Genomic DNA, 25,308 nt, shown 5'->3' on the forward strand with positions numbered 1-25,308 from the left:
TGAAAAAAATGACTGACAGCAGAGGCACGGGCACATACTGCGGCTCACGCGGGCGGCAAAGCAATATTTTGTGGCAGGCACTAGTATTCTTTTTCTTCTTTGCAATCCCGGGCTTGTTGGTTCTTCCACAACCGGTGCTAGCGCAGTCATACACGATCAACAGCTTCGAAGTTGAGGGCAATCGACGGATCCAAACCTCGACGATTATCTCTCGAACAGGAATCGAACCGGGACAGACTGTCACCGCCGGACAACTGAACGACGCCTTTCAGCGTTTGCTTGACAGTGGTGTTTTTGAGACAGTCGAACTGACGCCGCGCGGCAATACTCTGGTCATCGAAGTCGCGGAATACCCTACAATCAACCAGATCAGCATCGAAGGAAACCGCCGCGTCAAGGATGACGTGCTGCTGGATGCGATCTCTTCGGAAACCCGCCGGGTCTTTACCCCTCAGGTCGCCGAGGCCGATGCGGATCTGATTGCCGAGATTTATTCGGCGCAGGGCAGGGTTTCGGCCACGGTTATCCCGCGCATCATCCGCCGCAGCGACAACCGGGTGGATCTGGTGTTTGAAGTCGCCGAAGGGACAACTATCGAAGTTGAGCGTGTCAGCTTTGTCGGTAACCGCGCTTATTCCGACCGTCGCCTGCGTCGCGTGCTGGAAACCAAACAGGCCAACGTTCTGCGCACTTTCCTGCGGGGCGATACCTTCATTGCCGACCGGATCGAATTCGACAAACAGGTGATCCGCGACTTCTATCTGTCGCGCGGCTATGTCGATTTCCGTGTCAACAGCGCCAATGTTGAATTCACCCGCGAACGGGACGCGTTTTTCCTGGTGATGAATATCACCGAAGGTCAGCGCTTCTCATTCGGTCAGATCTCTACGGTGAGTGAGATCCCGGGCGTGGACGCCGCGCCCTATCAGGAAGCGCTTAAGATCAAACCGGGGGTAATCTATTCGCCAACGCTGGTCGAAAACTCGATCGCGCGGATGGAACGTCTGGGGCTGAAGAATGGTGTCGATTTTCTGCGGGTCGAGCCGCGTGTAACGCGCAATCCGCGCGATCTGACGCTGGATGTACAGTTCGTATTGACCCGCGGTCCGCGCATCTTTGTTGAGCGGATCGACATTGAGGGCAACACCACCACGCTGGACCGGGTGATCCGTCGTCAATTCGACACGGTTGAAGGTGACCCGTTCAACCCGCGTGAGATTCGGCAGAGCGCCGAGCGGATCCGCGCACTTGGTTTCTTCTCGGTCGCTGATGTGGACACACGCGAAGGTTCGTCGCCCAGCCAGGTCATCGTTGACGTGGATGTGGAAGAGCAGCCCACCGGCTCGCTCAGCCTTGGTGGTAGCTATTCGGTCTCGGATGGTTTAGGAATCGCGATTGGTCTGAGCGAGTCCAATTTCCTGGGACGGGGCCAGACTCTGGGTGTCACTCTGTCGACCGCACAGGACGCGGAGCAGTATTCAATCAACTTTACCGAGCCATACCTGCTTGGCCGTAAGTTGCGCTTTGATCTTGGGTTGGGGCTGTCTACTACGAATTCAAGCTTCGCCAGCTACGATACGAAAACGGTCTTTTTCAATCCGCAGCTCAGCTATGCGATTGGCGAGCTGTCCTCACTGCGCTTGCGCTATGGCTGGAATCGCAGCGAGATGACGCAGCAAAGCGGTCAGACCAACGGTGCGGTGATCGCATCGGAAATCGATCAGGGAAAACGGACTTCCAGCTCGTTCGGTATCTCTTATGTCTATGATAGCCGTATCGGTGGACTTAACCCGACCGCAGGTGTCTTGTTTGAAGTAGGGGTCGATGCAGCGGGACTGGGTGGTGACAACGAATACATCAAGTCCTCCGCGCGTGCGATTGCGCAGAAGCGGGTCCTGAACGAAGAGGTTGTGCTTCGCGCCAGCTTTGAGATGGGTGCTTTACATTGGACCGGGGATGACTTTAGTCGGACCATCGACCGTTTCGTTCTTGGCCCCAACACCTTCCGTGGCTTCGAACCCGCCGGTATCGGCCCGCGGGATCAGTCGAACGGTCAGGATGATGCTATCGGCGGCAACTACTACTGGGTGGCGCGATTTGAATCGGATTTCCCTTTGGGCCTGCCCGAGGAACTGGGTCTGCGGGGCGGCGTATTCTATGACGTCGGAAACCTCTACAATATCGACAACGTGAATACCTTGGGCGCCGATATCGTTGGAGCGAACGGATCAATTCGCCACGTCATCGGTGTTTCAGTTCTGTGGACCACGCCTTTTGGCCCGCTGCGCTTCAATTTCTCAAAGGCGCTCAAGAAAGAGGAATTTGACAACGAACAGAGCTTTGACCTGACTATTCAGGCTCAGTTCTGATCCGCGAATGAATTTCGGCTTGATAAAACTTCTACAGGGCCCTTTGCGGGCCCTGTGTGTTTTGATTGCTTCGTCGGCACTGCCCGCTGGCGCGCAACAACTGGGCGTGCTGCAGACCGGTGTTCTGACGATTTCCAGCGAGCGTTTGTTTGCGGAATCCGCCTTTGGCCAGCGCGTGTTTCGTGAGATCGAAACGGAAAGTGCATTGTTGGCTCAGGAAAACGAGCGGATCGTCGCCGAACTGAGCAAAGAGGAAAAAGACCTCACCGAACTTCGGGCGACTGTATCTGCTGAGGAATTCCGCCCCCTTGCGCAGGCGTTTGACGAAAAAGTTCAGTCGCATCGAGACAGCCAGCGAGCCAAGCTCGATGTGTTGGCGCGGCGCGGAGAAGAGGCGCGCGGTCAGTTTTTCGAACTGGCGCAGCCGGTGTTGATTGAGTTGTTGCGTGAATCTCAGGCGTCGGTCGTGATCGAACGCTCTACCGTAGTGCTCAGCTCGGACGCCTCGGACATCACCAATGCCGCAATCGAGCGTATCAACGCTGCAATCGGCGACGGGACAAGTCTTGGGGCAGCCAACGGCGACTAGGCTGGCTTGCCCTTACCCAGCGGTATTGCTAACCACGCTTGAAAGAGACATCCAGAACAGGACACCTAAACCATGACCACGGAAACCAAGAGCGCAGACATTCAGCTGATTCAGCGGATATTGCCGCATCGCTATCCGTTTTTGCTGGTCGACAAGGTGGTGGACATTCAGGGCTATCAGTCCGCAGTCGGCATCAAGAACGTGACCATGAACGAGCCGCATTTTCAGGGCCACTTCCCGGGAACACCGATTATGCCGGGTGTCACCATTGTCGAGGCGATGGCCCAGACCGCTGGTGTCATGCTGGGCGTCGGCATGGATGTGATCGACAGCGAGCTGCTGATCTATTTCATGAATATCGACAAATGCAAGTTCCGCCGCAAGGTCGTGCCCGGCGATGTGCTGGAGATGCACGTTGAAACTGTGCGCGGCAAAAAAGGCGGCAAAATCTTCAAGTTCAGCGGTCGTGCAACCGTCGAAGGCGAAGTGGCCGCCGAGGCCGAGTTCTCGGCCTATGTCGATTGGGACATGGAAAAGACGACATGAGCGGCATCCATCCCAGCGCAATTATCGAAGACGGCGCTCAGATCGGGCAGGACTGTACCATCGGTCCGTTCTGTTATGTCGGATCGCAAGTTCGGTTGGGTGACCGGGTCGAGCTGAAATCTCATGTGGTGGTGACCGGCGATACCAGTGTCGGCGAAGAAACCGTGATCTTCAATTTCTCGGTCATCGGAGAAATCCCGCAGGATCTGAAATTCGGCGGCGAGAACACCCGCTTGGAAATCGGCAAACGCAATCGCATCCGTGAACATGTGACGGTCAACACCGGTACCGACGGTGGCGGTGGTGTGACCCGTATCGGCGACGATTGCCTGCTTATGGCCGGTGTCCATGTCGCCCATGACGTGCAGATCGGCAACCGGGTGATCATGGTCAATCATGCCGGCGCGGCTGGTCACTGCATCATCGAAGATGACGTAATCGTTGGCGGCATTTCCGGTCTGCATCAATTTGTGCGTGTTGGTCGCGGTGCGATTATCGGCGCGCTGACAATGGTGGCCAATGATGTGATTCCCTATGGCCTTGTGCAGGCTCCGCGCGGCGAGTTGGATGGTCTGAACCTGGTCGGACTGAAACGGCGTGGCGTGGCGCGCGCCGATATCTCGGCCTTGCGCGCCGCGTTTCGCGAATTGTCCGAAGGTGAGGGCACCTTCATGGATCGGGCCAAGCGGTTGGGAGATGATCACGAAAGCGAATATGTGCGCCGGATCGTCGATTTCGTCACCGGTGAATCCGATCGCTCGTTCCTGACGCCGAGGAAGTAATCCGATGCTGGCTCTGATCGCGGGGACAGGAGTGTTGCCGGATGCGGTTGTCTCGTGCCTGTCCGACCGCCCGCTGATTTGCGCCATGGAGGGGTTCGAACCGGACACTCTGACAGCAGATGTGGTTTTTCCTCTGGAACATCTCGGCAGTTTCATCGCCGACCTCAAAACCCGGGGCGTAACCGAGATCTGCATGGCCGGAGCGGTACGCCGCCCTGTTGTTGACCCGGCGCGGATCGACGCTGCAACGATGCCGCTGGTTCCGGTCCTGCAGCAAGCCATCATGTCCGGAGACGATGGCGCGCTGCGGGCGGTCATCGGCATCTTTGAAGACGCCGGACTGAACGTTCGGGCCGCACATGAGATTGCGCCTGATCTGCTGCCTCCGCTTGGTTGCCTGACCAAAGCACACCCGTCCGAGGCCGATCTGTCTGATGCGGATCGCGCTGCGGGTATCCTGCGCGCGATGGGTGCTGCCGATATCGGCCAGGCTTGTGTGGTTCTGAAGGGGCAGGCACTGGCGGTCGAGAGTATCTTCGGCACCGCATGGATGCTGCAATCCCTGACACAACGGCCCGATGCGGGCGGCGGTGTCCTGTTCAAAGGGCCCAAGCCCGATCAGGACCGGCGCGCGGATATGCCGGCCATCGGCCCCGACACCGTGTCCGGAGCGGTCGCCGCCGGGCTTTCAGGTATCGTGATTGAAAAGGGCGGCGTCATCGTGTTGCAGCGTGATCGTGTCGTCGAGGAATGCAACCGACTGGGCCTGTTCCTTCAGGTCCGAGAGCGCGCGGTCTGATGCGCGTCTTTCTGGTCGCTGGAGAACCTTCGGGCGACCGGTTGGGGGCCGCATTGATGGAGGGGCTGCGCGCGCTGGTTCCCGATGTGGCATTCGACGGTGTTGGTGGCCCCTTGATGCGGGCGCAGGGGCTGAACAGTCGCTTTCCAATGTCCGAGCTTAGCGTCATGGGGTTGGTCGAGGTTCTGCCGAAGTTTTTCCACCTCAAACGCCGGATTACCGAGACCGCTCAGGCAGTGCTTGAGACGCAACCGGATGTTCTGATCACCATCGACAGTCCTGATTTCTCATTGCGGGTCGCCAAACTGGTGAAGGCATCGGGCAATATCCGCACCGTCCACTATGTCGCCCCCAGCGTCTGGGCCTGGCGTCCGGGGCGGGCAGACAAGATGGCGAAGGTGATCGACCATGTCCTTGCCCTGTTGCCGTTCGAGCCGCCCTATATGGAACGCGCCGGGATGGAGTGCGATTTCGTCGGCCATCCGGTTGTGAACGAACCTGTTGCCACAGATCAGGATGTCGTGCAGTTCCGCGCGGATCACGATCTGGGTGATGCGCCGATCCTCCTCGCACTGCCCGGCTCTCGGCGGGGGGAGGTTGAACGGCTGGCCCCGATATTTGGGGACGCTCTCCGGCAATATCTGCAAGACCGCCCGGGCACGCGCGTGGTGGTTCCGACCGTCGCGCATATGGTCGAGGCTGTCACCGAGCAGGTGAAGGATTGGCCGGGGCATCCGGTTATTGTCGATCCGCGGGAATTGCCCACGGATCAGGCTCAGACGCAGAAAAGGGCGGCGTTTGCGGCTGCCGATCTTGCGCTGGCGGCATCGGGCACGGTGTCTCTGGAACTGGCCGCACAGGCGACGCCGATGGTGATTGCCTATAACCTGAACTGGCTGACTACGTTGATCGCGAAACGCATGGTGAAACTGGATACCGTGACGCTGGTCAATCTGGTCTCGGAAACCCGAACGGTGCCCGAATGTTTGCTGGACGACTGCCAACCCGACAGAATCGCCCAGGCGCTAAGACAGGTCGCGGCAACCCCGGATACGCAGCAGCAGGCTATGGCCGAGACGATGGACCGTCTTGGGCGTGGCGGAGAGGCCCCCGGCCTGCGCGCCGCGCGCGCGGTTCTGCAGCGGATGGCGTAGCGACATGTTCGACCACCTCTTGTTTGCCATATCGGCCGGGGTGGCGATGGTGTCGACCAACCTCGACAATCTGGCGGTTTTGCTTGGCCTGATCCTGATCATGGAACAACGCCGCGCCATTGCCGGTTTCGCGATTGCGCAGGCCATTGTCCTGTCGCTTGCCATGACCGTCGCGGTCGGGCTGGACCAAAGTGGCATCCCCGAATGGATCGGCTATCTTGGTCTTGTGCCCTTGATCTTCGGCTTGCGCGGTATCTGGCAGCAAATGCGGGGAACCGAGGCGGAAGATCTCAGCTCCAAAGGGGCCGTCAGCTCGGTCGTCACTCTGTTTCTGAGCCTGTCCATTGACAGCTTTGCGGTAATGACGTCGCTCTTGGCCGATTCTGCGCCCTCATTCCGGTTGGCTGCATTGCTCGGTGCTGCGGGGGCCGCTGCTGCATTGGTCGCGATCGCAACCTGGGGCGCGCCGCGGGCCCAAAGCCTGGGACCTCGGGTGGCGCGAATGGACCGGATCGCGCCCTACATCATGGTCTGTGTCGGGCTTTACATCCTGTTCAATTCGCCTACAGACGCCCTGTAAACCATCCGGCACAATGACCGGATTGTGATCGAACCGCATCTGTCGCAGCACCTTCAGGCATGGGTATGTAAGCCGCGAAGGAGAATGCCTATGACCCGTATCCCGCCTCTGAGCGATGATGACATGACCGACGCAGCCCGCGCGGCCCATACAGCATTGGGTGCCTATGGGCCGTTCGACAACTGGGCACGGGTCGCAGCCTATTGCCCGCCGGTTCTGGAGCATGTCACAGGTATGCTGACGACATTGCGTGCGCAGGAAAACCTGCCGCGCCGGGCGCTGGAGCTGGCAATGGTCACGGTATCGAAACTGAACGCCTGCGACTATTGCGTGTCCCATCATACCCCGTTGCTGACCGTGGCAGGGCTCAGCCCCGAAGGGGCAGCACGCTTGCCGGATGTTGAGGATCATCCCGAGCTCGACGATTGTGACAAGGCGGTGGTGCGCTATGCCGAGGCGGTGACTACCCGTTCAGGCCGGATGCTGGATGCCGAGGTCTCGGGCCTGCGCGAATGGTTCAGCGATGCGCAGATTGTGGAACTGACCTGGCGCATAACGCTCTGCGGTGCGTTCAACCGGTTCAACGATGCCCTGCACATACAAATCGAGGCTGAGATCGAGCCCGTTTCGGCCTAGTAACCGCGCCAGATCCAGCCGCCGCCAAAGATGCGGCTGCCTTCATTCGCATAGAACACACAGGCCTGACCCGGAGAGATACCTTCTTCGGGTGTCAGCAACTCGACCTCGGCGGTGGTGTCGGACAGGGGTCGAATGATCGCTTCGCGCGGGGGGCGGGTCGAGCGGACTTTAACCGACAGGTGCCATTCCTTTTGCGAGGTGAAAGGTTCATCCCCAAGCCAGTTGATCTCGCGTACCGGTACGATGCGGGTGGCCAGCATTTCTTTGGGGCCGACAACGACCTGCTTTTTGTCCACGTCCAGCTTGACCACATACAGCGGCTCGCTAAGGCCGCCGATGCCAAGGCCGCGCCGTTGGCCGATGGTGTAGTGGATCACCCCGTCATGCTGCGCCAATACACGGCCATCGGCATGGACGATCTCGCCCGGTTCCGCCGCGCCGGGGCGCAGCTTTTCAATCACGCTGGCATAGTTGCCATCGGGTACAAAGCAGATGTCCTGACTGTCCGGCTTGTCCGCAACGGCCAGCCCGTATTGCGCGGCCATCTCGCGGGTAGCATCCTTCGAGGGCAGATGGCCAAGTGGGAAGCGCAGGAAATCCAGCTGCTCGGGTGTGGTCGAGAACAGGAAATAGGACTGGTCCCGGTTCGCATCCTCGGCGCTGTGCAGTTCGGCACCGTTCGGCCCCATTTTGCGCTGGATATAGTGTCCGGTGGCCATGCAGTCGGCCTCAAGGTCCTTGGCGGTTTCCAGCAGGTCCTTGAATTTCACCCGTTCGTTGCAGCGGATGCAGGGCACAGGGGTCGCGCCCGCCAGATAGCTGTCGGCAAATTCGTCGATCACTGCATCCTTGAAGATGTTCTCGTAATCCAGAACGTAATGCGGAAACCCACGCTCTTCGGCCACGCGTCGCGCATCATGGATGTCGATGCCTGCACAGCATGCACCCTTCTTGGCCAGCGCCGCGCCGTGGTCATACAGCTGCAGCGTCACGCCCACCACATCGTATCCCTGATCGGCCAGATAAGCGGCCACAACCGAACTGTCCACTCCGCCGGACATCGCGACGACCACCCGTGTTTCCGAGGGCGGTTTGGCAAAGCCAAGCGAGTTCAGCGGGGTCTCGGTATCGAGGGCCATGGGTGGTTCCAGTCCGGGTTAAGAAAGACCGGCAGAATATAGGAAAATTCTACACACTCTCAAGGGGCGGTTTCATGCTGTTTTAAGTAGGCTGGGCGCAGCTTTGTCGCAGTAATAGAAGGTGTGACAGATGTATTTGCACAAAGTCGAAGGGCCAAGGTCGGTTACCTTGCCGGATGGAACTGTTTTGACGCGCGCAGATTTGCCCCCTGCGGATACACGACGCTGGGTTGCCTCGCGGAAGCTGATCGTCGTTCGGGGGGTGCTTTACGGGCTCATTTCTCTCTCGGATGCCAAAAAGCGATATGGGTTGAGCGATGAAGAGTTCAACATTTGGGTCTCGGCTGTTGCCGAGCACGGAACCGACGCCTTAAAGGTCACCGCGCTAAAAAAATATCGACAACTTAAAGGGGAAAGTGAATAAATGAATCAACGGTAACGACAGGTTAACCATTTTTAGCCAGTCTCGATTTGAACCGATGATATTGTACCGAATTGGAGCGGCTGAATGCGTATACTTCTTGTCGAGGATGATCCCACAACGTCCAAAAGCATCGAACTGATGCTGACACATGCTAACCTGAACGTGTATGCGACAGATCTTGGCGAAGAAGGGATCGATCTGGCCAAGCTTTACGACTATGACCTGATCCTGCTGGACCTGAACCTGCCGGATATGAACGGGCATGAGGTGCTGCGGCAGTTGCGCATTGCGCGGGTTGAAACACCCATTCTGATCCTGTCAGGCGCAGATGATACGGAAAGCAAGATCAAGGGGTTCGGCTTCGGCGCCGACGACTATTTGACCAAACCCTTCCATCGCGAAGAACTGGTGGCGCGTATTCACGCGATCATTCGCCGCTCGAAAGGGCATTCGCAATCGGTGATTCATACCGGACAGGTGGCCGTTAACCTGGATGCCAAAACGGTCGAGGTCGGCGGCAAAACCGTCCATCTGACGGGCAAGGAATACCAGATGCTGGAACTTCTGAGCCTGCGCAAGGGGACGACCCTGACGAAAGAAATGTTCCTGAACCACCTTTATGGTGGAATGGATGAACCGGAACTGAAGATTATTGACGTGTTTATTTGCAAGCTGCGCAAAAAACTCAGCAATGCGACGGGGGGAGAGAACTATATCGAGACGGTCTGGGGCCGCGGATATGTTCTGCGTGACCCGCAAGTCGGCAGCGTCGATCAAACGCGAATGGCGGTTGGCGCCTGAAACAATCAACAGATTGCCGCCGTTGGTCCGGGGCGGCATTCCCACTCGCGGCTCAGCACAGCACTGGACCTGACCATGGCCTCGCCCTATCACTGGGGTCCAAGACGACGTGACAGGGCGGGGACATGAGCAAGATCACAGCGGTAGCAGAGTTGAGCGAAGACGAAGCACGGGAAGAACTGGCCCGTCTTGCCGCGGCCCTGCTGCGCGCAAATGAGCTTTATCACGCCAAAGATGCGCCCGAGATTTCGGACGCCGATTACGACGCGCTCAAGCGCCGAAACGCCGAAATCGAAGCCCGTTTCCCAAATCTGAAGCGCGCAGACAGCCCTACGGATCAGGTTGGGGCGCGACCTGCGGACGGCTTTACCAAGGTGGCCCATGCTATGCGCATGATGTCGCTGGGCAATGCGTTTGACGACGAGGATGTCGCCGATTTCGACCGTTCGATTCGTAAGTATCTTGGCCTGAGCGCGGATGCGCCGCTGGCCTACACTGCCGAACCCAAGATTGATGGTCTGTCTCTTTCATTGCGATATGAAAACGGCGCGTTGGTTCAGGCCGCCACCCGAGGAGATGGCGAGGTAGGCGAGAACGTCACCGCCAATGCCCTCACCGTCGCGGACATCCCGCACCACATAGACGGCGCGCCTGACGTGCTTGAGGTTCGGGGCGAGGTCTACATGTCTCATCAGGATTTCAACATATTGAACGCGCGGCAATCCGAGAGGGGCGGCAAAACCTTCGCGAATCCCCGAAATGCGGCGGCGGGCTCTCTGCGGCAACTTGATTCCGAGATCACCCGGGCGCGACCGCTTCGGTTCTTCGCCTATGCGTGGGGCGCGCTTTCCGAGCCTTTGGCGGATACGCAGATGGGAGCAATCGAGAGGCTCAAAGACTTTGGGTTTAAGGTCAATGATCTGACCCGCCTGTGCACCACAACGGATCAAATGCTGGAACACTATCGCAAGATAGAGGCGCAACGGGCGGTCCTGGGCTACGACATCGATGGTGTGGTCTATAAGGTCGATGACCTCGGCTTGCAGGGCCGGTTGGGGTTTCGATCCACGACCCCTCGCTGGGCGATAGCGCATAAATTCCCAGCAGAACTTGCCTGGACACGGCTTGAGGCCATCGACATTCAAGTGGGCCGGACAGGCGCACTCAGCCCGGTTGCGCGATTGCATCCGGTGACGGTTGGCGGTGTCGTGGTTTCGAACGCGACCTTGCACAACGAGGATTACATTGCTGGTCGGGACGCCAAGGGCGGCATGATCCGCAATGGTAAGGACATCCGCGTCGGCGATTGGGTACAAGTCTACCGCGCGGGTGATGTGATCCCCAAGATCTCGGATGTGGACCTGTCAAAGCGGCCCGATGATGCCGAACCATATGATTTTCCATCGAAATGCCCCGAATGTGACAGCGACGCGATCCGGGAAGAAGGCGATGCGGTGCGCCGCTGTACCGGCGGTCTGATTTGCCCGGCACAGGCGGTCGAAAAGCTCAAGCATTTTGTCTCGCGCAAAGCGTTCGACATCGAAGGATTGGGCGCCAAACAGATCGAAATGTTCTATGACGACCCGGTTTTGCCCATCAACACGCCCGCTGACATCTTCACGCTGCAGGACCGTGACGCGGGCAATCTGTCGCGATTGAAGAACCGGGATGGTTGGGGCGATACGTCGGCCAGCAACCTGTTTGCAGCAATCAGCGACAAACGCAGCATCGCCTTCGCAAGATTGCTGTTCGCGCTTGGCATTCGCCATGTGGGCGAAGTCGGCGCGCGCGATCTGGCGCTGTTTTATCGGGATTGGGATGTGATGGCAGCGGCGATTGACACCGCGCGCCCGGCGGCGCTGGCGCAGCGGGCCGCGGATGAGGCGGAGGAAGCCGAACGGATTGCCGCCACTGCCGAGGGTCGGCGTGCAAGGCTTAAGGAATCGCGTGACACTGCGATGTCGCGGCTGGATGTTCCTCCCTCAGCGGCCAGCGCATGGTCCGATCTGATCGGGATTGATGGGATCGGGGCGACTCTGGGCCTGTCGCTGTCTGATGCTTTCGCCAATGCTGACGAACGTAAGGCCTTTGACGATCTGCGCCAATACCTGACGATCATACCGCCCGAGGCCCCGGCCTCGGATAGCCCGGTTGCGGGTAAAACCGTGGTGTTCACGGGGACATTGAAAAAGATGACCCGCGCCGAGGCCAAGGCGCGGGCCGAGGCATTGGGGGCAAAGGTCTCTGGTTCGGTCAGCCAAAAAACCGACCTGCTTGTGGCCGGTCCGGGCGCCGGATCGAAGGCAAAGAAGGCGGCTGATCTGGGGATCGAAACACTGGACGAAGACGGCTGGCTGCAGCTGATCGAGGATGCATGAGCGGCAGACCTGAACAACTCTTTCCACTGTTTGCCGGGCTCGAGACACTGGATGGCGTTGGCCCCAAAACGGCGCAATTGATGGGGCAACTCGGGATCGAGTCGCCGCGCGATGTCTTGTTCGCGTTACCCTATGCGGTGATCGACCGGCGGCGGCGCGATACAATTCAAGGTGCCGACCTGCCGACGACCCTGACGGTCGAGGTGACGGTCGGGACGCATCGTCCGCCTCGGAACAAAGGTGGGGCCTATCGCATTCATGTCGAAGATGCGCAGGCCGATTTCCAGCTGGTGTTTTTTCACGCACGCGGGGAGTACCTGAAGAAAATCCTGCCACAGGGCGCGCGCCGTATTGTGTCGGGCAAGCTGGAGCTGTTCGACGGCATGGCGCAGATGGTGCATCCGGATCATGTCGTTGCACCGGAAAATGCTGGCGAGTTGCCGGAATTTGAGCCGGTGTATCACCTGACTCAGGGTGTCACCCAGAAGACAGCCTATAAAGCCGCGCAAAGCGCATTGGCGCGCGCGCCCGCATTGGCCGAATGGGCGGACCCGGCACAGGTTGCGCAGCAAAGCTGGCCGGATTGGCAGACCGCGATACGGTCAGCGCATCATCCGCAGGGGGCGGATGATGTCGCCCCATTCGCTCCGGCACGCGAGCGGCTGGCTTATGATGAGTTACTGGCCCATCAGCTCACATTGGCCATTGCACGCCAAAGAGAGCGCAAGACACGTGGGATCGTCAGTGTCGGCACAGGTGCGTTGCACTCCAGAGTATTGGCAAGCCTGCCGTACCGTCCGACCGGGGCGCAGACACGTGCGATCGCGGAAATCTCGGCCGATATGGCCTCGGGCAGTCGCATGAATCGTCTGCTGCAGGGGGATGTGGGGGCAGGCAAGACACTTGTGGCATTTATGGCCTTGCTGGTCGCCGTTGAAGCGGGCGGGCAGGGGGTAATGATGGCCCCAACCGAGATTCTGGCGCGCCAGCATCTGGAAGGGTTGCGCCCGCTGGCCGAGGAGGCGGGCGTTGTCCTTGAAATCCTGACGGGACGTGACAAAGGGGCGGAACGGCGCGCCAAGCTGGCGGAATTGAAACAGGGCGACATTCAGATACTGGTCGGCACCCATGCAGTTTTTCAATCCGATGTCGAATTCAACGCCCTGCGGCTTGCCATCGTTGATGAGCAGCACCGCTTTGGTGTCCGCCAGCGGATGGAACTGTCCGAGAAAGGCCAGCGCGCGGATGTTCTGGTGATGACCGCGACGCCAATCCCGCGCAGCCTTGCGCTGGCGCAATATGGGGATATGGATGTCTCGGTTCTGGACGAAAAACCTCCGGGCCGGAAACCGATCAAAACGGCCATCGTCAGTACGCAGCGCATGGATGAAGTTGTGGCCCATTTGCGGGGCGCGATTGATGCGGGCAAGCAATGCTATTGGGTTTGCCCTTTGGTGGACGAATCCGAGGTGTCGGACCTGACAGCCGCCGAGGAGCGGTTTAAACGACTGCGCGCGATACTGGGGGACGGTGTGGTGGGGCTGGTGCATGGACAAATGCCGCCTGCCGAAAAAGACGCGGCCATGGCTGCGTTCCAGTCCGGGCAAACCAAGGTGCTGGTTGCCACAACAGTGATCGAGGTGGGCGTGAATGTGCCCAACGCAACGATTATGGTAATCGAACGGGCCGAGATTTTCGGGCTGGCCCAGTTGCACCAGCTGCGTGGCCGGGTGGGGCGGGGCGAGGATGCCTCGACCTGTTTGCTGATGTACCAGCCACCGCTCAGCGAAGGCGGGCGCAAGCGGTTGGAGGTTCTGCGTGAAACCGAAGACGGGTTTAAAATCGCCGAGACCGATCTGCAGATGCGCGGGGCCGGAGACTTGATTGGTACCGCACAATCCGGGTTGCCAAAGTTTCGCATCGCCGATCTGGAACGGCAGGCCGGACTGATGGCTGTCGCCCAAACGGATGCCCGTGCACTGCTAACTGCGGATCCGAATCTGACAACCGACAGAGGCAAGGCGGCGCGCGTTCTTCTGTGGCTCATGAAACAGGATCAGGCTATCCGTTTGATTTCAGTTGGTTAGCCCCAATAACAGCAAAAAGTTCACGAATGTTCTCATAAAGTTCTTTACTGGTCCGTCGAAATATGAGAACAAAAGGTCAACAAAAGATTAAACCCTGACCGGAGGTGAGACCATGCTGGCCCAGATCAAGACCGCTTTCAGCCGTTCGCAAGCAACGATTTTGCAGGATGCGGTGGGTGCGATTTCGCTGGTTGTCATGCTGCTGGTTGCCCTTCACCTGCCGACGGGGTTTTAAGCTTTTCTGCCTGCGATCTCATGCCGATAACGCCGTGCTTGTTTCCCCATCTCAGTCAAGGGTGACCTGCCTGTCCCAAACCCCTTGAAGGGGCCAGCCTCGGCCCCGCGCGGAAAACCGGACCCTACGTGAGAAACGCATAACCTGCCGCCGCCCTTTCCGCCCGGAAGGCGCGGCGGTTTTTTTTTACAGTTGTCCGGTTTTGATGATCTCGAGCATCGCGGACAGAACGGAATTCACCGCGACCGAAGCCAGAATCATCCCCATGACCCGGCTGATGATGGCAGCCCCGGAATGCCCGATAAGGCGTATGATAGGCTCGGCCAGCAGCATCAGCACAAACGCGATGGCGATCACGGCCAGCATGACCAGCGCCGTTATGCCCTGATCGGCAATGCTGTAGCGGTTGTTGTCAGTCAGGACGACAATGGCCAGCATCGCCCCGGGTGAGGCCAAAGACGGAACCGCCAGCGGAAAGATCGCCGGATTGGTCTTGTGCATCTTGTCATCCAGGTCCTCCTGGGCTTCACGCTGCTCGGTGTCCTGTTTGCTTTCGCCAAAGATCATGGTCAGCGCGAACAGGAACAGGATTATCCCGCCAGCGACTTGAAAGGAATTCAGACCGATATCCAGCGCTTCGATTACCAGCTGTCCGCAGACAAGGAAAAACAGCAGTATGCCAGCACTGACCACGGCCGCCAGAAAGGCCGTTTTGCGGCGGGCAGCTGCCTCAACACTCGCAGTAACTGCGATGAAAACGGGGATCGTGCCAATCGGATCTATGACAACCCAAAGGGTCACAAAATGTTCGAGCAGTTTTTCCACGTCTGAACCTCCCCCGGATTTCGGCAGAGATTACACGGATTTGTCGGAAAATACTACGTTCAGGCGCAGTTTGCCTGTTCTGCCTGTTCCATCGCCTCGGCAGTGGCTTCCAGCGCCAGCAGGATCGACGCATGGCGGTTCTTGTAATCGCGCGCCGGCATCAGCACCTCAAGCCCGTCAAACGGGGCGTCAGGGGCAGGGCCGTCCTTCTTTAGCATCGCTGAAAGCTGATCGCGCGCGGTTTCGACCTGCGCCCGTGTTGCACCAATCACCGCGTTTCCAACCACCGAGGCTGAAGCCTGACCCAGAGCGCAGGCTTTCACATCCTGCCCGAACGCAGAAATCCGCCCATCTTCGACCTGTACATCCACAGTCACCGTCGACCCACAAAGCGGCGCGCGCTTTTTCACGGTCGCATCCGGGTTATCCAGCCGTTCCAGATGAGGGATATCGGCGGCAAGCGCGAGAATGCGCCCGGAATAGAGCTTGATCAGATCGGTTTCGCCGCTCATGGCTTTCCCTCGTTGACTGTTCCCCATACATAGTGGCCATGTTCCGGGATGCAAAAGGTTTTTGCGATGACACAAACTGTCTCGTTCGATCCGTCGACGCTCAAGTATGATCAGGCAGGTCTGGTGCCTGCAATCGCGCAGGACGAAGGCTCCGGCGAGGTGCTGATGATGGCCTGGATGAGCGCGGAATCAGTCAAACGCACGTTAGAGACTGGTCGGGTAACCTATTGGTCAAGGTCGCGACAGGCGTTCTGGGTCAAAGGCGAAAGCTCGGGCCATGTGCAGGAACTGGTGGATTTTCGTGTCGATTGTGATCGGGACTGTCTGCTGGTGCTGGTGCGACAAACCGGGCCGGCCTGTCACACCAATCGGCGCAGCTGTTTCTATACCGCAGTACGTGACGGGACTGAGGTTGAGTTGATGTCGCCCATGGAATGAATGCCGCTGGGCGGTATGCCTTCGGCGAGAGTATTTGGAAAAAGATGAAGCAGGGTCAGAGCCCGATCAGCTTTCGAATCTCGTTGGGCGTGGCGCCTTGCTCTCGGTAAAGCGCGATGGCGCGTGCGTCGTCTCGTTTGGCGAGGCGTTTGCCGTCCTGATCGCGGATCAGGCGATGGTGATGATAGGTTGGCGTCGGCAGTCCGAGCAGGCTTTGCAGCAGGACATGGATCTGCGTCGCTTCGAACAGATCCTCGCCGCGCACGACATGGGTTATGTTCTGATCCGCATCGTCGACAACGACGGACAGGTGGTAGGAACTGCCCATATTCCGGCGCACGAGGATTATGTCGCCCACCGCGCGGATAAGGTGATCAGGACACAGGCGGTGGGTGCCCGAGAATGCTGTTCCGGATTCCTGAAATGACGTAATATCAGCAACTTGAAGCGCTTTGTGCATGTCGAGCCTTAGCACATCATCTTGACCTGCATCTGACAGATTTCTCTGACGGCAAGTACCAGGGTAGATGCGACCATCTGGACCGAACTGAGGTACGCCTTCCTGGGGAGCACCAGCAGCGGCCTCGATATCAGCCCGCTTGCAGGAACAAGGGTAGACTAGCCCTTTGTTCGCCAACGCTTCCAACGCCTTGCGATAGTGCGGAAGCCTGTCCGATTGCCGCATGACAGGCTGCGGCCAGCGCAGGCCAAGCCATGTTAGGTCTTCATAGATCTGGTCTTCCCATTGCGGACGGGATCGGGACTGGTCGATATCTTCGATCCGCAGCAGAAACTGTCCGTTTTCGGCCATAGCCATATCCTGTGCCAAAAGCGCGGAATAGGCGTGCCCCAGATGCAGGGGGCCGGTCGGAGACGGAGCGAAACGGGTGATAAAGGTCAAGCTTTTTCAACAACGTAGACGTCAGATTTCATGTCCATGCCCGGAAGATGGGGGCCGTATTCGCGAAACAACAGCCGCCCGTGTCCCATATCCAGCCAATCGTTCAACCGCGTCGTATACGCTCGATCCGCAAGAGTATAGTCGTTGAATGAAAACGCCAGATATCCGTTGCGGGGCAAGGCGTTCATGAGGAGATCGAACGTTTCTGGTGGTGCCGCGCCTGATCCGATGACTCCGATTGCTGTGATCGCGGTATATGCGCCTGCCTCAATCGGCTTGGGATCGGTAACTTCAAAACCAATGAGGTTGCGGTAAACACCTTTGGCCGCCGCCTGTTCCAGCATCTTCGGCGTTGGGTCCATCCCGTCAATGACACGAAACCCCGCCTTGTGCAGTGCAACGCCCGACAGCCCGGTGCCGCAACCATAATCCAGGATCGGAACCTGATCATCGGGCATATAGGATTTCAGCGCTGCTGCAACGCGATCGGGTGTGACATAGCCATGCTCACCCACCTCGTCGTCATAAGATTCAGCCCATTTTTGATAGTGTTCGCGGGTTTCCCGAGCAGAACTCAGGTCATATGTGTCTTTCAGAAACTTATCGCCCATGGCCTACATGTTAGGCGCTTTGAGAACATAACGTCCAGTCAGCAATGCGTCAGCCACTCGTACCAGGCCGATTTTGCGCGGTCCGTATAGGCTTTGTAGCGATCCTTGCGACCCCGACGGCCGCCTTTCAGACCGTCGACCGGGCGGAACAGCCCGAAATTCACGTTCATGGGCTGGAAGGTCTTTGCCTCCGCTCCACCGGTGATGTGATGGATCAACGCGCCCATGGCGCTGTCTTGCGGGACCTCGGGCAAGGTGCGCCCCTGGATTTCAGCTGCAGCAAGGCGACCGGCCAGCAGACCCATCGCGGCGCTTTCCACATATCCTTCCACCCCGGTGATCTGACCGGCAAAACGGATATGGGGCCGCGACTTCAGTCGCATCTGTTCATCAAGCAAAGTCGGAGAGTTGATGAATGTATTGCGATGAATGCCACCAAGCCGCGCAAAACTGGCGTTTTCCAAGCCAGGAATCATACGAAAAACATCGGTTTGCGCGCCATACTTCATCTTGGTTTGAAATCCCACGATGTTGAACAGCGTGCCCAGCGCGTTATCCCGGCGCAGTTGCACCACGGCATAAGGCTTTACCTCCGGCTGATGCCGGTTGGTCAGGCCGACCGGCTTCATCGGACCATGCCGCAGCGTTTCGCGCCCGCGTTCTGCCATGACCTCGATGGGCAGACAGCCGTCGAAATACCCGGCGGTTTCGCCCTCGTGGAATTCAGTCTTGTCAGCCGCCAGCAGCGCATCGATGAACGCCTCATACTGATCGCGGTCCATGGGGCAGTTCAGATAGGCAGTCCGTTCTTCCTCGGTCTCGCCCTTGTCGTAGCGGGACTGCATCCAGGCCCGGCTCATGTCGATGCTGTCTGCATAAACGATGGGCGCGATTGCATCGAAAAAGGCCAGCGACTCGGCCCCGGTTTCCGTCCGAATGGCATCGCCCAACGCGGGGGAGGTCAGGGGGCCGGTGGCGAAAATCCAGTGCCCGTCAGCAGGTAGCGAGGTGACCTCTTCACCAGTGACCGAAACGCGCGGATGCGCCTTCAACTTGGCCGTCACCGTCTCGGCAAATGGATCACGGTCCACCGCCAACGCGCCGCCAGCGGGCAGACGGTGGGTGTCGGCGGTGGTCATGATCAGCCCGTCGGCGGCACGCATTTCCCAATGCAGCAAGCCCACGGCGTTCTGTTCATCATCGTCTGAGCGGAACGAGTTCGAGCACACCATCTCGGCCAGATTGCCGGACTGGTGCGCAAACGTTCCCACCTGAGGGCGCATTTCGTGGATAACCACATCCACACCCATCTCAGCCGCTTGCCATGCGGCTTCGGACCCGGCCATGCCGCCGCCCACGATATGCAATTTCTCTGTCATGGGCTGCCACATAGGGCACACCGAAGCGCTGCGCAATATGGGTGATTTTCTTAGGGGAGTCTTGGGGTCGCCGCTGCGGGAATGTCAACGCCGGTGAGAGAAACCAGCTTGGAGGGACCTTCCGCCCACGGCGACCCAAAAGTGTATCCAGGCCTCAGCCTTGACCCAGCATTGCCACAGTGTTGCCCTTTTGAAAAGTGCAAAAATGCGAACAGTAGGTAAAAATGCATATAATAATCGCGTTACTGCTGCCAATCTGGCGGACGTTTTTCGATAAATGCGGATATGCCTTCCTCAGTGTCGCGATACATCATATTCTGTGCCATTACTGCGGCGGTATGGGCGTAGGCCTGGTCCGTGGGCATTGGAAGCTGTTGATAAAACGCCTCTTTTCCGATCTTCACGGCTGCGCCAAGTTTAGCCGCCAGTTTTTCAGCCAAAGCATCCGTTTCCTGTTCCAGCTGATCTGTGGGCACAACCCGGTTGATCAAGCCCAATTCCGCCGCACGCTCGGCGCTGATGAAATCACCCGTCGTCAGCATCTCGAACGCCTGTTTGCGCGGGATGTTCCGGCTGAGTGCTACCATAGGGGTTGAGCAGAACAGGCCGATATTCACACCATTGACGCCAAACCGCGTGCCCTCGGCCGCGACGGCCAGATCGCAGGTGGCGACCAGCTGGCACCCGGCAGCAGTGGCGATGCCATGGGCCTGCGCAATGACCGGTTGGGGTAGGGATTGAATGGACATCATCATCTTCGCACAGCGATCGAACAGGTCCTGGAAATAGCCAAGCCCGCCATCCGGCGCTTGCCGCCCCTGAGTCATCTGTTTCAGATCGTGGCCGGCGCAAAATGCCTTGCCCGCGCCGGACAGGATCACCACGCGAATCGATTTGTCCTTACGCAAGGCGTCCAGTTCTGCCTGCAGGGCGGCCAGCATCTCGTCGCTAAGCGCGTTCAGACGCTCTGGCGCGTTCATTTGAAGCCGCGCAATGGCGCCTGTGTCGTTACGTTCCAGAATTGCCATCTTGCCCTCCTGCTGGCTGTTGGGCCAACTCTATGGGGGCAGGGCGATGAGGGGAAGCATGTCGTTAGCATTAAACAAAGAAGAACTGGCCGCATATCTGGCTCAGGTGTTCCCGCAGGTTCATGAGGATTTCGTGGTTGAGGATTTGACCGAGACCACAATCACCATGCGCCTACGGGTCGAGGATCGACACCTGCGCCCCGGCGGTACGGTTTCCGGGCCGTCCATGTTCGGTCTGGCGGATGTGTCTGTCTATGCAATGGTTCTGGCCAGCAAGGGGCGGCAATCGCTGGCGGTCACCACAAGCAGTTCGATGGATTTTCTGCGCAAACCCGAGGGCGGCAGGGATATGGTTGCAAAATGCCGGTTGCTGAAACTCGGTCGGACATTGGCCGTGGGTGATGTGCTGATGTATTCGGAAGGGTCCGACAAACCGGTGGCGCGCGCCAGCATGACCTATTCTATCCCACCTGCAGGCTCCGCTGCGGCGGCCTTCGGATAAAAAAGGCCGGGGTCAGACCCCGGCCAGGAAGAGGTCCCATGAAATGGGACTGGGGATGGCTTATCTCATCCAGAAATAGCGGCTGGATTCAGTGTCCGCCTGAAGGCGGGTCAGACCGACATCCTGCAACAGCCTGTCATCCAGTTTGCCCAGATTTATGCGGCTGCGGCGGCGTTGTTCCCATTGTGTGACCGACGCCGCAAACCGCACGGCCAGCGCAGCGATCAGCGGCAGCCGGGGACTGTCGTTCAGCAGCATGAGGGCGGGGTTGTGCATTGCGCGTGTCATCTTGGGTATCCTTTCAAATTGTATTGACACAAAATAGAAATGCTCGGTATGGTATTTTGATACATTCAGCATTGTGTCAAAATCAAAGGAAGAATTGTAATGGATACAATTTGGCCGGAAGCGTTACCGAAATCCAAGGGGCCAAAGTATACGCTGGTTGCCGACACAATCCGCAAAGCCATAGAAAACAAGACATTAGAAGTTGGCAAGAAACTGCCGCCCGTGCGGGAACTTGCGTATCGCCTGAAGATCACCCCCGGAACGGTCGCGCGTGCGTATACGATTCTGACGGATGAGGGTTTGCTACAAGCCGAGGTCGGACGTGGTACATTCGTAGCCCCTCCGCGCGCGCCCATTCTGGATGACGTCTGGTCGCGCCAATTGCATCTGCGCGACGACAAATATGATGCCAAAGTCAGCCTGTTCAGCCCGCGATTGCCGGACGTCGGGCAGGTGGCCTTGATCCGCGAATGTCTGTCCAAAGTCGCGCAGGGCGATCCGCGCATGTTCATGAATTACCCGACTCGTGACGCTTATCAACCGGTTCGACAGGCCGTTGTGGATTGGCTGTCTGACTTACCGCTGGGGGCGGTCACGGCAGATGACATTGTGCTGACGCATGGCGGTCAGAGCGGGTTGTGTGTCGTGTTCCAGACCGTCCTTAGTGGCGCCAAGCCTGTGGTTCTGGTCGAGGACCTGTCTTATGCAGGATTCCGCCGGGCCGGAGAGCTGATGCGTGCAGACGTAATCGGCGTAAAGATGGATAAATGGGGGATCAGCCCCGAAGCGCTCGATCATATTCTCAGACAGACTCAGGCGCAGGCGATTTGTGTTTCGCCCGAAGTTCAGAACCCGACCGGAGGGCACTCTCCGCTGGAGCGTCGCAAGGAAGTTGTTGAGATTGCACGCAAACACGATCTTCAGATCATCGAGGATGATTGTTATCGCATGGGCGACGCCCGCGCGCCCAGCTATCGTGCGCTGGCTCCCGAAAGGGGCTGGCATGTCTCTTCGATCTCGAAAACATTGACGCCCGCGCTGCGCGTGGGCTTTGCCATTGCACCGAAGGAACGCAGCGTCGATCTGCGCAGGTCTGCGGAATATGGCTATTTCGGACTCGCTCAGCCACTGGCAGAACTGACACGCCTGCTGCTGAGCCACCCATCAGCGCGTCAACTGACCGTAGACGTCCGGTCGAAGATGGGAGAATACGTGCGCGTCGCCGTAAACGCTCTGGGAGGGTTCGAATTGAACTGGGACCGGGATATCCCCTTCCTCTGGCTGAATCTGCCCTCGGGCTGGCGGTCCGCCGCCTTCAGCCGCGCGGCTGAGCGGGAAGGGATCCAACTGCGTTCGGCCGACGAGTTTGCCCTACGCGATGGCCGCGCGCCAAACGCTGTGCGCATCGCCGTGAACGGGCATGTTTCATTGTCCAAATTCGAAGACGCAATGCTGCGGCTGCGGTCGTTGCTGGACAATCCACCAGAACAGATCAGCGTCTGATGGCATTAGCCCAGCGGGGCTGGATCACCAAAGAACCCGGCCAGTTGCGCGATCTTTCCATCTGCACCCAGCCGAATGAAGTCGTGTCCACTCACCATGATCGTTCCGTCCGGCGCAACCATATGCCAGGTAAAGTGTACGACGCCGTGGTGCGAGGTAGGTTCGCTGGTGATCTCAACACGGCCTTGCGTGTCTTCCAACACCGCTCCGATATGGGTTGAGAACTGACTTCTGCCGGACACCTCTGCGGTCGGGTCGACATAGCGTCCGGTCTCGGCGAAACAGCGCGTAAGCAACTTCAGCCGCTGTTCCGGGTCAGTTTCCTGCCATGCCGCGCCATATGCGGCGATGACCTGTTTCAATTCCTGCATGGTCGTCTCCGGCTTTGAATGAATTCGAACTGTAATTTGCACCTAAGCTTCTCAGGGTCGGGTATATTGGGTATTTAGATGGGGTAATATAATACCTAATTTATAAGGCGCTGTTATTGCTATATATAATCTGACTTGTGTGTGTTGACGTGCAATGCGAGTGGGTCTAAACCCCCTCCATCGAATTCGGGCCGCTCTGTCTTGGGGCGGTCTTTCACATCAAACAGGACTATCCTGCCATGAAAACCTTTTCTGCAACACCTGCAGACATCGACAAGAAATGGATCCTGATCGACGCCGAGGGCGTTGTTCTGGGCCGTCTTGCCTCGATCGTCGCCATGCGCCTGCGTGGCAAGCACAAAGCGTCGTTCACCCCGAACATGGATATGGGCGACAACGTCATCGTGATCAACGCTGACAAAATCCAGATGACCGGCAAGAAGCGCGAAGAGAACTTCTACTGGCACACTGGCCACCCGGGCGGCATCAAGTCGCGCACCAAGCAGCAGATCCTCGAAGGTAAATACCCCGAGCGCGTCGTGACCCAGGCGGTCAAGCGCATGCTGCCGGGCAACCGTCTGGCACGTCAGCAGATGACCAACCTGCGCGTTTACGCCGGTGCCGAGCATCCCCACGAGGCGCAAGCGCCCGAAGTTCTGGACGTCAAGTCCATGAACAAGAAAAACACCCGGAGCTAATGACCGATGGCTGATCAGATCAATACTCTCGAAGAGCTGAGCGCCGTCGCAGGCGTTGAAACCGTGGCCGAAGAAGTCATCGTGCGTGAACCCGTACGTGACGAGCTGGGCCGTTCCTATGCCACCGGCAAGCGTAAAGACGCTGTTGCCCGCGTTTGGATCAAGCCGGGTTCCGGCAAGGTCACCGTGAACGGCAAAGATCAGGACAAGTATTTTGCACGTCCTGTTCTGCAGCTGATCCTGCGCCAGCCGTTCCAGGTTGCTGGTGTGGAAGGCGAATTCGACGTTGTCGCAACCGTCAAAGGCGGTGGCCTGACCGGTCAAGCCGGTGCGGTCAAGCACGGCATCTCGAAAGCGCTGCAACTGTACGATCCGTCGCTGCGTGGCGCTCTGAAAGCCGCTGGCTTCCTGACCCGCGACAGCCGCGTTGTGGAGCGTAAGAAATACGGTAAGCGCAAAGCGCGTCGTTCGTTCCAGTTCTCGAAGCGTTAATTCGCTGCGGAATACAAAAAACAAAGGGCTCGCAACTGCGAGCCCTTATTCTTTTTGCGGGTCGAAACGTTTATTCTTCGTAAACCAGCTTCCACGCGCCGTTTTCGACAACGCTGACAAAGACGGTATCAGCCCCCTGATGGTCGTCGGGCCCATAGGTGATCTGGTTGCCGACCAGCTCATCCATATAGTCCAGCGACTCCATCGCGGCGATAAAGCTGTCATGGGTCAGGTCAGGCCCCGCCGCCTCCAGCGCTTTGACCATCATCTCGGCTGCTGAATAGCCAAGCATTGAGAAACCGACCGGATCCTCGCCGGTAGCCTCTTTGTATTCTGCGATAAACGCCGCCGGGGCAGGCTCTTCCGCACGGGCCCACAGGTCCAGCCATGACGCGGCTGCGTAGAAACCATCCGTCACGCCACCCGGAACCTGTGCCACAACAGTCAGGAAACTGGCCGAGGTGCCGAGGAAATTCATGTCGGTCAGGCCCATCTTCTTGGCCGTTCCAACAACGGTGATCGCCTGACGCACGCCCAAAGCCATCGTGACGATATCGCAGCCTTCCTCCTTAAGCTTGCTCAGCGAGCCCACGAAATCTGTCTCGTCCGGCTTGTGGGTGGTCTCTGCGCCAAAGGTGATGCCGGCCTCATCGGCTCCGGCTTTGCTGCCTTCAAGGATTTCCTCGCCGAAATCGGTGGGCAGGTACATGGTGCAGACGGTTTGCGATCCGAACTCAGCGTTCAGATACTTCACCCCGATCCGCGCCTGATCGTAATAGGTCGAGAATGAGGTGAACTTGTTCGTCATCGGCTCTTGCAGCATTTGCCGCGCGGCGGTCAGGGGGGCGACGTTGGGAATTCCCTTCGGATCCAGCAGCTTGAAACCGGCGACATTCATCGGCGTACCCAGCGATTGCAGCATCGCGAACACCTTGTCGCGGTTCAGCAACTTGTTATAGCCCTGCATCGCGCGCGGCATCTGATAGCCGTTATCCTCGACCACAAAACGAATCTTGCGCCCATGAACGCCGCCCTCGGCGTTGACACGGTCGAAGACCACATTCGCACCCTTGGTGGCTGGCACGCCCACGGCGGCGAAGATACCGCTGAGGTCATTCACCGAACCGATGACGATCTCATCATCTGTCACGCCCTGCGTTTGTGCCCAGCCCATCGTGGCGGATGCGGTCACTGCCGTGGCTGCGGCAAGCCCCTTAATCAATTGTTTCATATTTCTC

The 25,308-nt window shown here is 58.4% G+C and carries 27 protein-coding genes and 1 pseudogene; 18 read left to right on the top strand and 10 right to left on the bottom strand.

The window, feature by feature from the left end:
* Positions 1-8 precede the first annotated feature (8 nt).
* The 8 genes from bamA to ACR3E4_RS16245 all read left to right on the top strand — a co-directional run bounded on the left by bamA (position 9) and on the right by ACR3E4_RS16245 (position 7,455).
* Entirely contained in the window at positions 9-2,369 is a 2,361-nt protein-coding gene (gene bamA / locus ACR3E4_RS16210) for an outer membrane protein assembly factor BamA (RefSeq protein WP_480532471.1), read from the top strand.
* 19 nt (positions 2,370-2,388) lie between these two features.
* Positions 2,389-2,958, top strand: coding sequence for an OmpH family outer membrane protein (locus tag ACR3E4_RS16215; RefSeq protein ID WP_480532469.1), 570 nt, complete (start codon positions 2,389-2,391; stop codon positions 2,956-2,958).
* Positions 2,959-3,030: 72 nt separating this feature from the next.
* The gene (gene fabZ / locus ACR3E4_RS16220) at positions 3,031-3,504 is read left to right on the top strand and encodes a 3-hydroxyacyl-ACP dehydratase FabZ (protein ID WP_480469859.1); all 474 of its coding nucleotides are present in this window, start codon (positions 3,031-3,033) and stop codon (positions 3,502-3,504) included.
* A complete protein-coding gene (gene lpxA, locus ACR3E4_RS16225; protein ID WP_480532467.1) occupies positions 3,501-4,286 on the top strand; it encodes an acyl-ACP--UDP-N-acetylglucosamine O-acyltransferase in 786 nt (261 codons plus the stop codon). Before fabZ ends, lpxA begins: the two co-directional genes overlap by 4 nt.
* Positions 4,287-4,290: 4 nt before the next feature.
* Complete coding sequence (locus ACR3E4_RS16230; protein WP_480532465.1) at positions 4,291-5,085, top strand: LpxI family protein; 795 nt, start codon at positions 4,291-4,293, stop codon at positions 5,083-5,085.
* Entirely contained in the window at positions 5,085-6,239 is a 1,155-nt protein-coding gene (gene lpxB, locus ACR3E4_RS16235; RefSeq protein WP_480532463.1) for a lipid-A-disaccharide synthase, read from the top strand. The genes ACR3E4_RS16230 and lpxB overlap by 1 nt, the downstream gene beginning before the upstream one ends.
* Before the next feature lie 4 nt (positions 6,240-6,243).
* Positions 6,244-6,819, top strand: a complete 576-nt coding sequence (locus ACR3E4_RS16240) for a hypothetical protein (protein WP_480532461.1) — start codon at positions 6,244-6,246, stop codon at positions 6,817-6,819.
* 90 nt (positions 6,820-6,909) lie between these two features.
* Positions 6,910-7,455 (top strand): carboxymuconolactone decarboxylase family protein, encoded by a 546-nt coding sequence (locus ACR3E4_RS16245; RefSeq protein WP_480532459.1) that lies wholly within the window; start codon positions 6,910-6,912, stop codon positions 7,453-7,455.
* Here ACR3E4_RS16245 and mnmA read toward each other — a convergent pair.
* On the bottom strand, positions 7,452-8,597 hold the full coding sequence (mnmA, locus tag ACR3E4_RS16250; RefSeq protein ID WP_480532458.1) for a tRNA 2-thiouridine(34) synthase MnmA: 1,146 nt from the start codon (positions 8,595-8,597) through the stop codon (positions 7,452-7,454). The two genes, ACR3E4_RS16245 and mnmA, sit on opposite strands and share 4 nt — an antisense overlap.
* A gap of 130 nt (positions 8,598-8,727) precedes the next feature.
* Here mnmA and sciP point away from each other — a divergent pair, with 130 nt between their 5' ends.
* From sciP to ACR3E4_RS16275, 5 genes are all read left to right on the top strand, one after another.
* Positions 8,728-9,021 carry a CtrA inhibitor SciP gene (sciP, locus tag ACR3E4_RS16255; RefSeq protein WP_480532456.1) on the top strand — a complete coding sequence of 98 codons (294 nt, stop codon included), beginning with the start codon at positions 8,728-8,730 and terminating at the stop codon, positions 9,019-9,021.
* An 84-nt stretch (positions 9,022-9,105) separates the two neighbouring features.
* Complete coding sequence (gene ctrA / locus ACR3E4_RS16260; RefSeq protein ID WP_480532454.1) at positions 9,106-9,822, top strand: response regulator transcription factor CtrA; 717 nt, start codon at positions 9,106-9,108, stop codon at positions 9,820-9,822.
* Between the two features lie 125 nt (positions 9,823-9,947).
* A complete protein-coding gene (gene ligA, locus ACR3E4_RS16265; protein WP_480532452.1) occupies positions 9,948-12,200 on the top strand; it encodes an NAD-dependent DNA ligase LigA in 2,253 nt (750 codons plus the stop codon).
* Entirely contained in the window at positions 12,197-14,287 is a 2,091-nt protein-coding gene (gene recG, locus ACR3E4_RS16270; RefSeq protein ID WP_480532450.1) for an ATP-dependent DNA helicase RecG, read from the top strand. Before ligA ends, recG begins: the two co-directional genes overlap by 4 nt.
* 112 nt (positions 14,288-14,399) lie before the next feature.
* Positions 14,400-14,522, top strand: a complete 123-nt coding sequence (locus ACR3E4_RS16275; protein ID WP_480532448.1) for a hypothetical protein — start codon at positions 14,400-14,402, stop codon at positions 14,520-14,522.
* A gap of 186 nt (positions 14,523-14,708) precedes the next feature.
* Here ACR3E4_RS16275 and ACR3E4_RS16280 read toward each other — a convergent pair whose 3' ends face one another.
* On the bottom strand, positions 14,709-15,347 hold the full coding sequence (locus tag ACR3E4_RS16280; RefSeq protein WP_480532446.1) for a MarC family protein: 639 nt from the start codon (positions 15,345-15,347) through the stop codon (positions 14,709-14,711).
* A gap of 59 nt (positions 15,348-15,406) precedes the next feature.
* Positions 15,407-15,859 (bottom strand): iron-sulfur cluster assembly scaffold protein, encoded by a 453-nt coding sequence (locus tag ACR3E4_RS16285; RefSeq protein ID WP_480532444.1) that lies wholly within the window; start codon positions 15,857-15,859, stop codon positions 15,407-15,409.
* A 48-nt stretch (positions 15,860-15,907) separates the two neighbouring features.
* Between ACR3E4_RS16285 and hisI the strand changes: the two genes are divergently transcribed.
* Positions 15,908-16,297 carry a phosphoribosyl-AMP cyclohydrolase gene (hisI, locus tag ACR3E4_RS16290; protein WP_480532442.1) on the top strand — a complete coding sequence of 130 codons (390 nt, stop codon included), beginning with the start codon at positions 15,908-15,910 and terminating at the stop codon, positions 16,295-16,297.
* Positions 16,298-16,352: 55 nt separating this feature from the next.
* Here the strand turns inward: hisI and gluQRS are convergent, their stop codons facing one another.
* From gluQRS to ACR3E4_RS16310, 4 genes and pseudogenes are all read right to left on the bottom strand, one after another.
* Positions 16,353-17,198, bottom strand: a complete 846-nt coding sequence (gene gluQRS / locus ACR3E4_RS16295; RefSeq protein ID WP_480532440.1) for a tRNA glutamyl-Q(34) synthetase GluQRS — start codon at positions 17,196-17,198, stop codon at positions 16,353-16,355.
* On the bottom strand, positions 17,195-17,809 hold the full coding sequence (locus ACR3E4_RS16300; protein WP_480532438.1) for a class I SAM-dependent DNA methyltransferase: 615 nt from the start codon (positions 17,807-17,809) through the stop codon (positions 17,195-17,197). Before ACR3E4_RS16300 ends, gluQRS begins: the two co-directional genes overlap by 4 nt.
* Before the next feature lie 38 nt (positions 17,810-17,847).
* Complete coding sequence (trmFO, locus tag ACR3E4_RS16305; protein ID WP_480532437.1) at positions 17,848-19,188, bottom strand: methylenetetrahydrofolate--tRNA-(uracil(54)-C(5))-methyltransferase (FADH(2)-oxidizing) TrmFO; 1,341 nt, start codon at positions 19,186-19,188, stop codon at positions 17,848-17,850.
* Positions 19,189-19,430: 242 nt separating this feature from the next.
* A pseudogene (locus tag ACR3E4_RS16310) lies at positions 19,431-20,225 on the bottom strand (enoyl-CoA hydratase); the annotation flags it as partial.
* A gap of 49 nt (positions 20,226-20,274) precedes the next feature.
* On the opposite strand from ACR3E4_RS16310, the gene ACR3E4_RS16315 reads away from it, so the two are divergent.
* Positions 20,275-20,718, top strand: coding sequence for a PaaI family thioesterase (locus ACR3E4_RS16315; protein WP_480532435.1), 444 nt, complete (start codon positions 20,275-20,277; stop codon positions 20,716-20,718).
* A 60-nt stretch (positions 20,719-20,778) separates the two neighbouring features.
* Here ACR3E4_RS16315 and ACR3E4_RS16320 read toward each other — a convergent pair whose 3' ends face one another.
* Positions 20,779-21,006: a DUF1127 domain-containing protein gene (locus ACR3E4_RS16320; RefSeq protein WP_480532433.1), complete on the bottom strand. Its 228-nt coding sequence runs from the start codon at positions 21,004-21,006 to the stop codon at positions 20,779-20,781.
* A gap of 99 nt (positions 21,007-21,105) precedes the next feature.
* On the opposite strand from ACR3E4_RS16320, the gene ACR3E4_RS16325 reads away from it, so the two are divergent.
* Positions 21,106-22,509 carry an aminotransferase-like domain-containing protein gene (locus ACR3E4_RS16325; RefSeq protein ID WP_480532431.1) on the top strand — a complete coding sequence of 468 codons (1,404 nt, stop codon included), beginning with the start codon at positions 21,106-21,108 and terminating at the stop codon, positions 22,507-22,509.
* Positions 22,510-22,514: 5 nt separating this feature from the next.
* On the opposite strand, the gene ACR3E4_RS16330 is transcribed toward ACR3E4_RS16325, so the two are convergent.
* Positions 22,515-22,880, bottom strand: a complete 366-nt coding sequence (locus ACR3E4_RS16330) for a nuclear transport factor 2 family protein (protein WP_480532429.1) — start codon at positions 22,878-22,880, stop codon at positions 22,515-22,517.
* Positions 22,881-23,119: 239 nt separating this feature from the next.
* Between ACR3E4_RS16330 and rplM the strand changes: the two genes are divergently transcribed.
* Positions 23,120-23,578 (top strand): 50S ribosomal protein L13, encoded by a 459-nt coding sequence (gene rplM, locus ACR3E4_RS16335; protein ID WP_298383233.1) that lies wholly within the window; start codon positions 23,120-23,122, stop codon positions 23,576-23,578.
* A 6-nt stretch (positions 23,579-23,584) separates the two neighbouring features.
* Positions 23,585-24,070 (top strand): 30S ribosomal protein S9, encoded by a 486-nt coding sequence (rpsI, locus tag ACR3E4_RS16340; protein ID WP_039535473.1) that lies wholly within the window; start codon positions 23,585-23,587, stop codon positions 24,068-24,070.
* Positions 24,071-24,140: 70 nt separating this feature from the next.
* Here rpsI and ACR3E4_RS16345 read toward each other — a convergent pair whose 3' ends face one another.
* Positions 24,141-25,301, bottom strand: coding sequence for an ABC transporter substrate-binding protein (locus tag ACR3E4_RS16345; RefSeq protein WP_480532426.1), 1,161 nt, complete (start codon positions 25,299-25,301; stop codon positions 24,141-24,143).
* Between the last annotated feature and the right edge of the window lie 7 nt (positions 25,302-25,308).

The sequence above is a fragment of the Ruegeria sp. AP11 genome, assembly GCF_056535865.1.

What these genes read in the sequence shown, in the direction of transcription:
- bamA (WP_480532471.1), top strand. Translation starts at nt 9, where the DNA reads ATGACTGACAGCAGAGGCACGGGCACATACTGCGGCTCACGCGGGCGG.
- fabZ (WP_480469859.1), top strand. Translation starts at nt 3,031, where the DNA reads ATGACCACGGAAACCAAGAGCGCAGACATTCAGCTGATTCAGCGGATA.
- lpxA (WP_480532467.1), top strand. Translation starts at nt 3,501, where the DNA reads ATGAGCGGCATCCATCCCAGCGCAATTATCGAAGACGGCGCTCAGATC.
- ACR3E4_RS16230 (WP_480532465.1), top strand. Translation starts at nt 4,291, where the DNA reads ATGCTGGCTCTGATCGCGGGGACAGGAGTGTTGCCGGATGCGGTTGTC.
- lpxB (WP_480532463.1), top strand. Translation starts at nt 5,085, where the DNA reads ATGCGCGTCTTTCTGGTCGCTGGAGAACCTTCGGGCGACCGGTTGGGG.
- ACR3E4_RS16240 (WP_480532461.1), top strand. Translation starts at nt 6,244, where the DNA reads ATGTTCGACCACCTCTTGTTTGCCATATCGGCCGGGGTGGCGATGGTG.
- ACR3E4_RS16245 (WP_480532459.1), top strand. Translation starts at nt 6,910, where the DNA reads ATGACCCGTATCCCGCCTCTGAGCGATGATGACATGACCGACGCAGCC.
- mnmA (WP_480532458.1), bottom strand. Translation starts at nt 8,597, where the DNA reads ATGGCCCTCGATACCGAGACCCCGCTGAACTCGCTTGGCTTTGCCAAA.
- sciP (WP_480532456.1), top strand. Translation starts at nt 8,728, where the DNA reads ATGTATTTGCACAAAGTCGAAGGGCCAAGGTCGGTTACCTTGCCGGAT.
- ctrA (WP_480532454.1), top strand. Translation starts at nt 9,106, where the DNA reads ATGCGTATACTTCTTGTCGAGGATGATCCCACAACGTCCAAAAGCATC.
- ligA (WP_480532452.1), top strand. Translation starts at nt 9,948, where the DNA reads ATGAGCAAGATCACAGCGGTAGCAGAGTTGAGCGAAGACGAAGCACGG.
- recG (WP_480532450.1), top strand. Translation starts at nt 12,197, where the DNA reads ATGAGCGGCAGACCTGAACAACTCTTTCCACTGTTTGCCGGGCTCGAG.
- ACR3E4_RS16275 (WP_480532448.1), top strand. Translation starts at nt 14,400, where the DNA reads ATGCTGGCCCAGATCAAGACCGCTTTCAGCCGTTCGCAAGCAACGATT.
- ACR3E4_RS16285 (WP_480532444.1), bottom strand. Translation starts at nt 15,859, where the DNA reads ATGAGCGGCGAAACCGATCTGATCAAGCTCTATTCCGGGCGCATTCTC.
- hisI (WP_480532442.1), top strand. Translation starts at nt 15,908, where the DNA reads ATGCAAAAGGTTTTTGCGATGACACAAACTGTCTCGTTCGATCCGTCG.
- ACR3E4_RS16300 (WP_480532438.1), bottom strand. Translation starts at nt 17,809, where the DNA reads ATGGGCGATAAGTTTCTGAAAGACACATATGACCTGAGTTCTGCTCGG.
- trmFO (WP_480532437.1), bottom strand. Translation starts at nt 19,188, where the DNA reads ATGACAGAGAAATTGCATATCGTGGGCGGCGGCATGGCCGGGTCCGAA.
- ACR3E4_RS16315 (WP_480532435.1), top strand. Translation starts at nt 20,275, where the DNA reads ATGTCGTTAGCATTAAACAAAGAAGAACTGGCCGCATATCTGGCTCAG.
- ACR3E4_RS16320 (WP_480532433.1), bottom strand. Translation starts at nt 21,006, where the DNA reads ATGACACGCGCAATGCACAACCCCGCCCTCATGCTGCTGAACGACAGT.
- ACR3E4_RS16325 (WP_480532431.1), top strand. Translation starts at nt 21,106, where the DNA reads ATGGATACAATTTGGCCGGAAGCGTTACCGAAATCCAAGGGGCCAAAG.
- ACR3E4_RS16330 (WP_480532429.1), bottom strand. Translation starts at nt 22,880, where the DNA reads ATGCAGGAATTGAAACAGGTCATCGCCGCATATGGCGCGGCATGGCAG.
- rplM (WP_298383233.1), top strand. Translation starts at nt 23,120, where the DNA reads ATGAAAACCTTTTCTGCAACACCTGCAGACATCGACAAGAAATGGATC.
- rpsI (WP_039535473.1), top strand. Translation starts at nt 23,585, where the DNA reads ATGGCTGATCAGATCAATACTCTCGAAGAGCTGAGCGCCGTCGCAGGC.
- ACR3E4_RS16345 (WP_480532426.1), bottom strand. Translation starts at nt 25,301, where the DNA reads ATGAAACAATTGATTAAGGGGCTTGCCGCAGCCACGGCAGTGACCGCA.